Source organism: Pseudomonas sp. FSL R10-2964 (genome assembly GCF_009600035.1).
In the GTDB taxonomy this organism is placed as follows: domain Bacteria; phylum Pseudomonadota; class Gammaproteobacteria; order Pseudomonadales; family Pseudomonadaceae; genus Aquipseudomonas; species Aquipseudomonas bubulae.
Genome location: NZ_WIWH01000032.1, coordinates 59,115 through 67,976, shown reverse-complemented (window position 1 = coordinate 67,976; position 8,862 = coordinate 59,115). Strand labels below are relative to the sequence as shown.

Sequence of the window (8,862 nt, the reverse complement as noted above, 5' to 3'; positions counted from 1 at the left end):
GATCCGGCTTAACGCCATGCTGCGCGACGGCACAGCATGGCGAACGTGAATGACTGGGCAAGACAGTTGCTGCTACGCGATCAAATTGCTGCGAAACCTTTACAGGTTACCGTCCGGTTTCAGCGGTAACTCCAGGGTGGCAACAAATCCGCCATCCGGGTGATTGCCCAGCATCAGCCGCCCGCCATGGCGTTCCGCCGCCCGTCGCGCAATGGCCAATCCCAGCCCGTGGCCGGCCGCGGTCTGGCCGGGTGCGCGGAAAAACGGCTCACCCAATTGCGCCAGGTACTCTTCAGCGACCCCCGGGCCATGGTCGCGAACCTTGATGGTGATGTGTTCGCCTTCGCGCTCCGCACTCAGTTCAATCGGCTGGCCAGGCGGGTTGAAGCGCTGCGCGTTGCGCAACAGGTTATCCACGGCGCGCTCGATCATCGTTGGCCAGCCGTTGAGGCCCAACCCCTGTTCGGCTTGCAGCAGTACGGGCTGCTCGGGGGCCAGCATCGAGGCGTCTTTTTGCACGGTGTTGAGCAGTGCATTGAGGTCGACCTGCTCGGCGCTGGCCTGATCAGCATCGACCCGGGCCAGGGTCAGAATCTCGCTGATCAACGATTCCAGCCGGTCGCACTCGCGGGTCAGGCGTGGCCACAGTTTTTCACGTTCTTCAGGCCCGGCGCGTTCAGCCAGGGCCAGAGCGATCTTGAGTCGGGCCAGGGGCGAGCGCAGCTCGTGGGACACATCACGCAGCAGTTGGCGCTGGCTGCCGATCAGGCTTTGCAGGCGGGCACCCATGCGGTTGAAGTCGGTGGCCAGCACGCCAAATTCATCACGTCGCGACGCCAACTGCGCCAGGCTGTTCTGTTGGTAAGTGGTTTGCCCAAGGTCATGCACGGCAACGCGCAGACGCTTGAGCGGGCGGGTAATCGAGAGCGTCACCATCAGGCTGAACAGCGTCAGCACCACCAGCGCAATCCCCAGTGCGCTCAGAGGCCAGATCAGGCTCTGGCGGTGCCAGGCATCCAGTTCCGGGTGCGGAATGCGGTAAATCAGCAAATAGGTTTCGGCGGTTTTCGGGCTGGTGTATTCGACGGTCAGGCGACGCCATGGCAACTGTTCTGTGCCCGGATTCTGGCGGGCTTCCCAGGCGGCTGCCCGACGCGGGAAGGTGCCACGTACCAGCGGGTCGCCACTTTCGTTGAGCACTTGCACGTCGATGTGATAACGGCGCTTGCGCCGTTCAAGGAAATCCTGCGCCGCATCGGCGCCCTGAGTTTCGTAACGCTCGGTCCACTGTTGCGCCAGATTGGCGATCCCGGGATGACGGCTGAGAATCCATGCGTCCTGATTGAGCATATGCCCCAGCAGGATCGACAACCCTGCGACCAGGGCAATCGCCAGCCAGAAGCTGGCGAGAATGCGCCAAAACAGTGATCGCACGGTAATTCCTCACAAGTCATTGATTGAAACGACCAAAGCCCAACGGCGTGAGCCGTTGGGCTTGGTGGGCAGACAGATTATTGCGCTTTTGGCGCTTGCTGTGCTTTCCAGTCCTTAAACTCTTTCATCTCGGCTTGACGCTCGGCGCGTTTCTTTTGCATCTCGTCGAAGCGTTTTTGCTGATCAGGCTTGAGCAAGGCGCGAATATCGCTCTGGGTTTTGTCGTGCTTGGCCTTCAACTCGTCTTTCAGGGCTTTCTGGTCGGCGGCTGGCAGTTTTTCCAGGTACTTCTCGACCAGTTGCTTGCGATCATGCATTTGCTCGCCCATCAGCTTGCCGATCTGCTGGCGCTGCTCGCGGGTGAGGTCCAGCTGGCTGTAAGGGGCGTCGCCGCGACCGTGGTGCTCGCCGCCGTGACGAGGGCCCATCTGGCCGTCACCACCAGGCATGGCCATTGCGACGGTTGGCAGTGCTGCAGCAAACATCAAAGCAATTAGAGTCTTACGCATGGTGTGTCTCCTTTGAATTTGGATTCCGGTTGTTCCGGATGCGCCCAGTTTAGGGAGATCAAGGTCAATCGCTGTCAACCGTGGGTAAAGCTTTGGTAAAGACGGTTTTGCCGGGGATTTACACAGGGTGAGGGCGCTTTTCTCAGACGCTGTAGAAATACCCGCGGCTGCGCAGTGCCACGATGCGCGGGCTGCCATCCGGGTGCGGGCCGATCTTTTTGCGCAGGTTGCTGATATGCATGTCCAGGCTGCGGTCGTACAGGGTCAGCTTGCGGCCCAGGGCGATCTGCGCCAGTTCCTGTTTGTCCAGCGGCTCACCCGGTTGGCGCAGCAGGGCTTCAAGGATGCGGCTTTCAGACACGGTCAGGGTAATGTCGCGCTGGTCGATGGTGACCACGCCGCGCATCGGGCTGAAACACAGGTCGCCCAGCTCCATCTGGCTGGACACCGCCGCCGGGTGGCTGCGGCGCAACACGGCGCGCAGGCGGGCTGTCAGCTCGCGAGGGTCGCAAGGCTTGGCCAGGTAGTCATCGGCGCCCAGCTCCAGGCCCAGGATGCGGTCCAGCGGTTCGCCTCGGGCCGAGAGCATCAGCACCGGCAGATCAGGGTGGTCGTTGCGCAGTTGCTTGAGCAGCTCAAGGCCGCTGCCGTCGGGGAGCATGACATCCAGCACCACGGCATCGGGGCTGGACTCTGCCAGCGCCTTGCGGGCGCTGGCACCGTCGTGGCATGCGCGAACCTGAAAGCCTTCCTGGCTCAGCCAACTGACCAGCAGCTCACACAGCTCCTGGTCATCATCTATCAGTAACAGGTCGCTCATGACTTACTCGATTTGACCGGTGCCGGTGCTGTTTGCGCCGGCTGCCGGTAAAGATACAGGTTACGGCAGGACTTGCTTGAACGGCTTGACGCTGACATTGGCATATACGCCAGCGGCAACGTAAGGGTCGGCTTCGGCCCAGGCCTGGGCAGCGTTCAGGGATTCGAACTCGGCCACGATCAGGCTGCCGCTAAAACCGGCAGCGCCAGGGTCATTGCTGTCGATGGCCGGGTGCGGGCCGGCCAGTACGATGCGGCCTTCGGCTTTCAGTTGTTGCAAGCGCTCAAGGTGCGCAGGGCGGGCAGCCAGGCGAGCTTCGAGGGAATTGGCGACGTCTGTTGCAATGATGGCGTAGAGCATGTCAGTCCTTGGTCTTGGGGGTGGTATCAGTCGGGTCGGTGTCATGCAGATGGCGCGACAGGTAAATGCCCTGGGCGATCAGGAACAACACAGTCATGCCCAGGCTGCCGAACACTTTGAAGTCGACCCAGATGCTTTGGTAAGTGAATGCCACGAACAGGTTGGCCGCGCCGCAGAACAGGAAAAACCCGATCCAGGCCACGTTCAGGCGGGTCCAGATGGCATCTGGCAGGCTCAGGGCGTGGCCCATCATGCGCTTGATCAGGACCTTGTCGCCGATAAAGTGGCTGCCGGCAAACGCCAGGGCAAACAGCCAGTTGACCACCGGGGCTTTCCATTTAAGGAAGGTTTCGCTGTGGAAGGCCAGAGTCAGGCTGCCGAATACCAGGCAGGCGATCAGGGTCAGCCATTGGCTTTTTTCGAGTTTGCGTTGCTTGATAAACAGCGCGCCATACACCACCAGCGAACTGATGATCAGCATGGCGGTAGCGCTGTAGATACCGCCGACCGACAGGCTGTGCCCGCCGATTTCGACGATGCGCGGTTCGATTTTGTAAACGATGAAAAACAGTAACAGCGGGATGAAGTCGATGAATTGTTTCACAGTGGCAGCCAGAAGCAGGATGTGGCGGCATAATAACAAACATCAATGACAGCGAAAGCGTCAGCTAGAGGTTATTAAATCCCCGTGGAAATTGACTTGCATTGCCATAGCACGGCATCCGATGGCGCCCTGGCGCCTGCGGTACTGGTCGCGCGTGCGTTCGAGAAAGGTGTGCGAGTCCTGGCCCTGACCGATCACGATACACTTGAAGGCCTCGACGAAGCCCGCGCGGCGGCGCAGGCGCTGGGCATGACATTGGTCAACGGCGTGGAGTTGTCCTGCACCTGGGGCGGGGCGACGATTCATGTGCTCGGCTACGGTTTCGATGTCAACGCCCCGGCGCTGGTCGAGGCCATTGCCAAATTGCACGATGGCCGCTGGCTGCGCGCCGAAGAGATCAGTCGCAAGCTGGCGCTCAAGGGTATGCCTGGTGCGCTTGAAGGCGCACGGGCTATCCAGCAAGCCCTGGGTGACAGCGGCAACGCCCCGGCCCGTCCGCATTTTGCCGATTTTCTGGTCGAGGCCGGTTACGTCAAGGATCGCGCCGAAGCCTTCCGCAAATGGCTGGGGGCCGGCAAGCTGGGGGACGTCAAGCTGCACTGGCCGACCCTGGAAGACACCGTCGCCACCCTGCGCGCAGCAGGCGCCTGGGTCAGTCTGGCGCACCCCTCGCACTACGATTTTACCCGCAGCAAGCGCCGACGGCTGATTGGCGACTATATTCAAGCTGGGGGTCACGCGATTGAAGTGGTCAACGGGTACCAGCCGGCCGATCAGGTTGGCAGCCTGGCGATCCTTGCGCGTGAATTCGGTCTGCTGGTCAGTGCCGGCAGTGATTTTCATGGTCCAGGAGGGTGGTCCGAGATCGGCGAATACCGTCCGCTTCCGGAAGACTTGCCGCCATTGTGGTGTCGATTCAAATATGACAAACCCACTGCCAACGTCTGAACAGGTAAACACTGTGAGTCAATTTTTCCAGATTCATCCGGAAAACCCACAACCGCGTCTGATCAAACAGGCCGTTGAAATCATCAAGAAGGGTGGGGTGGTGATTTATCCGACCGACTCGTCCTATGCCGTCGGTTGCCAGATGGGTGACAAGGGTGCGATCGAGCGGATCAAGCGCCTGCGCAACCTGGACGACAAGCACAACTTCACCCTGATGTGCTGTGACCTGTCGCAGCTGGGGCTGTTTGCCAAGGTGGATACCGGCATCTTCCGTCTGCTCAAGGCGCATACGCCGGGGCCGTACACCTTTATCCTCAACGCCACCCGCGAAGTGCCGCGCCTGCTGCTGCACCCTAAACGCCGTACCATTGGCCTGCGCGTACCGAGCCATCCGATTGCGCTGGCATTGCTTGAAGAGCTGGGCGAACCGCTGATGAGCGTGACCCTGATCCTGCCGGGCGAGAGCGAGCCGATGGAAGACCCGTATGAAATCCGTGATGCCCTGGAAAAACAGGTCGACCTGATCATTGACGGCGGTTTTGGCGGCAACAAGGCCTCCACTGTCATCAGCCTGGTGGACAGTGGTGACCCCGAGATCGTGCGGGTGGGCTGCGGTGATCCTCAACCCTTTATGGTCGAGGCCTGATGTCTGACGTAGAAGCACCTGAGGCCCGGGCCGGTGCCCAGCAAGAACTGTCTCTGGCCATGGTCTATGGCCAGGCGGTCATCGAAATGCCGCAAGACCTGTATATCCCCCCGGATGCACTGGAGGTGTTTCTTGACGCTTTTGAAGGCCCGCTCGACCTGCTGCTGTACCTGATCCGCAAGCAAAATATCGACATTCTCGACATTCCGGTGGCGGAAATTACCCGCCAGTACATGGGTTATGTCGAGCTCATGAAAACCGTGCGCCTGGAGCTGGCGGCCGAGTATCTGGTCATGGCCGCGATGCTGGCCGAGATCAAGTCGCGGATGCTGTTGCCGCGTTCGGCCGAAATCGAGGAGGACGAGGGTGACCCCCGTGCCGAGCTGATTCGCCGCCTGCAGCAATACGAGCGCTTCAAGGCTGCCGCTGAAGGCATTGAGGGGCTCAGCCGGGTAGGGCGCGAGATCTATGTGCCCAAGCTCGATGCTCCCGAAGCACGGGCGCGCAAACTGGTACCGGATGTGGCGCTCGAAGAGCTGCTGATGTCGATGGCCGAAGTGCTGCGCCGCACCGACATGTTTGAAAGTCATCAGGTCAGCCGTGAGGCCCTGTCGACCCGCGAACGCATGAGCGACGTACTTGAGCGTCTCAAGGGGGGTGGCTTTGTACCCTTTGTCGAGCTGTTTACCGCTGAAGAAGGCAAGTTGGGTGTAGTCGTGACCTTTATGGCCATTCTTGAACTGGTCAAAGAGTCGCTGATCGAGTTGGTACAAAATGAACCCTTCGCGCCGATCCATGTGCGGGCAAGAGCCGAATAAAGAGCTGAAACCATGAATTTGACTGAACCCCGCGAGCTGGCCCCCTTGCTTGAGGCCTTTCTGCTGGCCTCGGGAAAGCCGCAGAGCCTTGAGCGCCTGTTCGAACTGTTTGAAGAGGGCGAGCGCCCGGAACCGCCGGTCTTCAAGAAGGCCCTGGAACTGCTGCGCAAATCCTGCGACGGCCGCGCCTTTGAACTGAAAGAAGTTGCCTCCGGCTATCGCCTGCAGATCCGCGAAAAGTACTCGCCCTGGGTCGGACGTCTGTGGGAAGAACGCCCGCAACGTTACTCGCGGGCCATGCTGGAGACCATGGCGCTGATCGCTTATCGCCAGCCCATTACCCGTGGCGAGATCGAAGATGTGCGCGGTGTGGCGGTCAACAGCCATATCGTCAAGACACTGCTGGAGCGCGAGTGGATTCGCGTGGTGGGTTATCGTGACGTGCCGGGCAAGCCCGCGATGTTTGCCACCACCAAGGGCTTTCTTGACCACTTCAACCTCAAGAGCCTCGATGAATTGCCGCCACTGGCCGAGCTGCGCGAGCTGGAGCCGGATCCGATCCTCGATTTTGACGATGCCCCGGTGCCTGCGCATCTTCAGGCGCTGGCCGACGAAAGCGCCGAGCCGGAAGAGCCGAAAGACGAAACCAGCTTCCGCACCCTGCTGACGGAACTGGACTCGATGGAGGAAGGTCTTAAAACCGACTTTGATGATTTGTTGCGCGACGTTGCGCCAGTTGAAGCTCTAGAGCCTGAGCCTGAGCCTGAGCCGGAAATAGAAGCCCAACCACAACCGCAGCAACCCTCTGCGGCCGAGTTGGCCCGCGAGCGATTGCGCGCTGCGGTTGCTGCACTTGAGCAGCGATCTGCCTTGAGCGACGAAGAGCTTGAGGCTCAGGCCCTGGCCGAAGCCATCGAACAGGAACGCCGCGAGCAGGAAGACTGATGCACTCCCATTAAGGATCCTGGCAAGCCGCGGATTCTGCGGGCAATGCATGACCCGTGGGAGCTGGCTTGCCTGCGATGCAGACGACGCGGACTGTCAGGCACACCGCAGCGATGCCATCGCGAGCAAACCCGCTCCCACACAATTTTCGGAGGGCTGCCATGACTGCAACCAAAGACCCCTGCATCGGTGTCTGCAAGTTCACCGACGACATTTGCCTGGGCTGCGGGCGAACCAAGCGTGAAATCAAGGCCTGGAAGAAACTCGACAAAGACGAAAAACGTGCGGTGCTGGCCGAATCCGCCCTGCGTTTACTGGCGCTTGAGGCCACCGGCCGGCGGAAAACCAAGTGAGCCACGCACTTCGTGACTAGCCTTTGATGCGCAATGGCCAATATCCGCGTATGATTCGCGACCCTCTGGGGCTCAGCAGAGCCCCAAGGCCCATTTTTAACACTTCAGGCGCTCGCCTGAATTGACACACCGGGAGGTGCCCAGATGAAAGATCTCGACCCTAAAGACGGCCAGGAAATTGGCCCTGCAGGCGAAAAACTGCAAAAAGTCCTCGCCCGTATTGGCGTTGGCTCGCGTCGCGACGTAGAGAGCTGGATCAGCCAGGGCCGGATCAAGGTCAATGGCAAGGATGCAACCCTGGGTCTGCGCGTAGACCTGCACGACGCCATCACCATCGATGGCAAGGTGATCAAGCGTGAAGAGGCAGCCGAATCGGTTCGCCGCGTGATCATGTACAACAAACCCGACGGCGAAATCTGCACCCGTGACGACCCTGAAGGCCGTCCGACCGTGTTCGACAAACTGCCGCGTCCAAAAGAAGGCCGCTGGATCAATATCGGTCGTCTGGACATCAACACCACCGGCTTGCTGATGTTCACCACTGACGGTGAGCTGGCCAACCGCTTGATGCACCCTTCGTACGAAATGGACCGTGAATACGCGGTACGTGTGCGTGGCGAAGTGGATGACGACATGATTGCCCGCCTCAAGGCCGGCGTTGTGCTGGAAGACGGTCCGGCGCGTTTCACCGACATCAAGCAGGCGCCAGGCGGCGAAGGCTTCAACCATTGGTACCACTGCGTAGTGATGGAAGGCCGTAACCGTGAAGTGCGTCGTCTGTGGGAATCCCAGGGCCTGGTGGTCAGCCGCCTGAAGCGCGTACGTTTCGGTCCGGTGTTCCTCAACTCCGATCTGCCGATGGGTCGCTGGCGCGAAATGAGCCAGTTCGAAGTGGACATTCTCAGCGCTGAAGTCGGCCTCACGCCGGTTGCCATGCCTGAGATGAACGCCAAGAGCAAAGACAAGCTTGAGCGCATGCAGCGCAAATCCTCGCGCCCTGTGGCCCGTGGTGACCGTGTTGCCCGCGTGCTGCGCCCGGCTGAAGGTGCACCTGTTGCGCCGCGTCCGGCACGCCAGCCGCATATCGAAGGCGAGCGTCCGGGCCGTCCGGCTCGTGATGAATCGGCTCGTCCGGCGCGCAAGCCTGCCGGCCGTACTGATCGTGTGCCAGCAGGTCGTGGTGCGCCAGTTGCCGAGCGTCCGAGCGAAATCAACAAGCGTCCAACCAAGCCAACCCGTAACGGGCCAAAGCTGGTTGACGATGCGCCGTCGGGCAAGCGTCGTGGTGCCCCGGCAGGTTCGGGCCAGCGCCCGGGCTTCGGTCGTCGCAAGCCGCAGTAAGCGGTAAGCGCGGTACAAAAAACGCCAACCCCCAGGGGTTGGCGTTTTTTTATGTCTGCGAAATGCTGATGGCAGCTGCTACGG

The 8,862-nt window shown here is 60.5% G+C and carries 11 protein-coding genes; 6 read left to right on the top strand and 5 right to left on the bottom strand.

Annotated features, from left to right (window positions below):
- Window positions 1-99 precede the first annotated feature (99 nt).
- The 5 genes from GHN92_RS17730 to GHN92_RS17710 form a co-directional block, all read right to left on the bottom strand.
- Entirely contained in the window at window positions 100-1,434 is a 1,335-nt protein-coding gene (locus GHN92_RS17730) for a sensor histidine kinase KdpD (protein WP_095018929.1), read from the bottom strand.
- A gap of 77 nt (window positions 1,435-1,511) precedes the next feature.
- Entirely contained in the window at window positions 1,512-1,943 is a 432-nt protein-coding gene (locus GHN92_RS17725; protein WP_153380682.1) for a Spy/CpxP family protein refolding chaperone, read from the bottom strand.
- Between the two features lie 142 nt (window positions 1,944-2,085).
- Window positions 2,086-2,763 carry a response regulator transcription factor gene (locus GHN92_RS17720; RefSeq protein ID WP_095002643.1) on the bottom strand — a complete coding sequence of 226 codons (678 nt, stop codon included), beginning with the start codon at window positions 2,761-2,763 and terminating at the stop codon, window positions 2,086-2,088.
- A 60-nt stretch (window positions 2,764-2,823) separates the two neighbouring features.
- On the bottom strand, window positions 2,824-3,123 hold the full coding sequence (locus tag GHN92_RS17715; RefSeq protein WP_095002642.1) for a YciI family protein: 300 nt from the start codon (window positions 3,121-3,123) through the stop codon (window positions 2,824-2,826).
- Between the two features lies 1 nt (window position 3,124).
- Window positions 3,125-3,727 (bottom strand): septation protein A, encoded by a 603-nt coding sequence (locus GHN92_RS17710; protein ID WP_095002641.1) that lies wholly within the window; start codon window positions 3,725-3,727, stop codon window positions 3,125-3,127.
- An 84-nt stretch (window positions 3,728-3,811) separates the two neighbouring features.
- Here GHN92_RS17710 and GHN92_RS17705 point away from each other — a divergent pair, with 84 nt between their 5' ends.
- The 6 genes from GHN92_RS17705 to rluB all read left to right on the top strand — a co-directional run bounded on the left by GHN92_RS17705 (window position 3,812) and on the right by rluB (window position 8,778).
- Complete coding sequence (locus GHN92_RS17705) at window positions 3,812-4,675, top strand: PHP domain-containing protein (protein ID WP_095002640.1); 864 nt, start codon at window positions 3,812-3,814, stop codon at window positions 4,673-4,675.
- 13 nt (window positions 4,676-4,688) lie between these two features.
- On the top strand, window positions 4,689-5,321 hold the full coding sequence (locus GHN92_RS17700; protein WP_088377747.1) for an L-threonylcarbamoyladenylate synthase: 633 nt from the start codon (window positions 4,689-4,691) through the stop codon (window positions 5,319-5,321).
- Window positions 5,322-5,440: 119 nt separating this feature from the next.
- Complete coding sequence (locus GHN92_RS17695) at window positions 5,441-6,139, top strand: ScpA family protein (protein WP_170943745.1); 699 nt, start codon at window positions 5,441-5,443, stop codon at window positions 6,137-6,139.
- 12 nt (window positions 6,140-6,151) lie between these two features.
- Window positions 6,152-7,084, top strand: a complete 933-nt coding sequence (gene scpB, locus GHN92_RS17690) for an SMC-Scp complex subunit ScpB (protein ID WP_153380680.1) — start codon at window positions 6,152-6,154, stop codon at window positions 7,082-7,084.
- 161 nt (window positions 7,085-7,245) lie between these two features.
- Window positions 7,246-7,437 carry a DUF1289 domain-containing protein gene (locus GHN92_RS17685; protein WP_095002636.1) on the top strand — a complete coding sequence of 64 codons (192 nt, stop codon included), beginning with the start codon at window positions 7,246-7,248 and terminating at the stop codon, window positions 7,435-7,437.
- A 144-nt stretch (window positions 7,438-7,581) separates the two neighbouring features.
- Window positions 7,582-8,778: a 23S rRNA pseudouridine(2605) synthase RluB gene (rluB, locus tag GHN92_RS17680; RefSeq protein WP_088377744.1), complete on the top strand. Its 1,197-nt coding sequence runs from the start codon at window positions 7,582-7,584 to the stop codon at window positions 8,776-8,778.
- Window positions 8,779-8,862 lie beyond the last annotated feature (84 nt).

Coding starts and splice junctions, on each gene's coding strand:
- GHN92_RS17725 (WP_153380682.1), bottom strand. CDS start 1,943: ATGCGTAAGACTCTAATTGCTTTGATGTTTGCTGCAGCACTGCCAACC.
- GHN92_RS17720 (WP_095002643.1), bottom strand. CDS start 2,763: ATGAGCGACCTGTTACTGATAGATGATGACCAGGAGCTGTGTGAGCTG.
- GHN92_RS17715 (WP_095002642.1), bottom strand. CDS start 3,123: ATGCTCTACGCCATCATTGCAACAGACGTCGCCAATTCCCTCGAAGCT.
- scpB (WP_153380680.1), top strand. CDS start 6,152: ATGAATTTGACTGAACCCCGCGAGCTGGCCCCCTTGCTTGAGGCCTTT.
- GHN92_RS17685 (WP_095002636.1), top strand. CDS start 7,246: ATGACTGCAACCAAAGACCCCTGCATCGGTGTCTGCAAGTTCACCGAC.
- rluB (WP_088377744.1), top strand. CDS start 7,582: ATGAAAGATCTCGACCCTAAAGACGGCCAGGAAATTGGCCCTGCAGGC.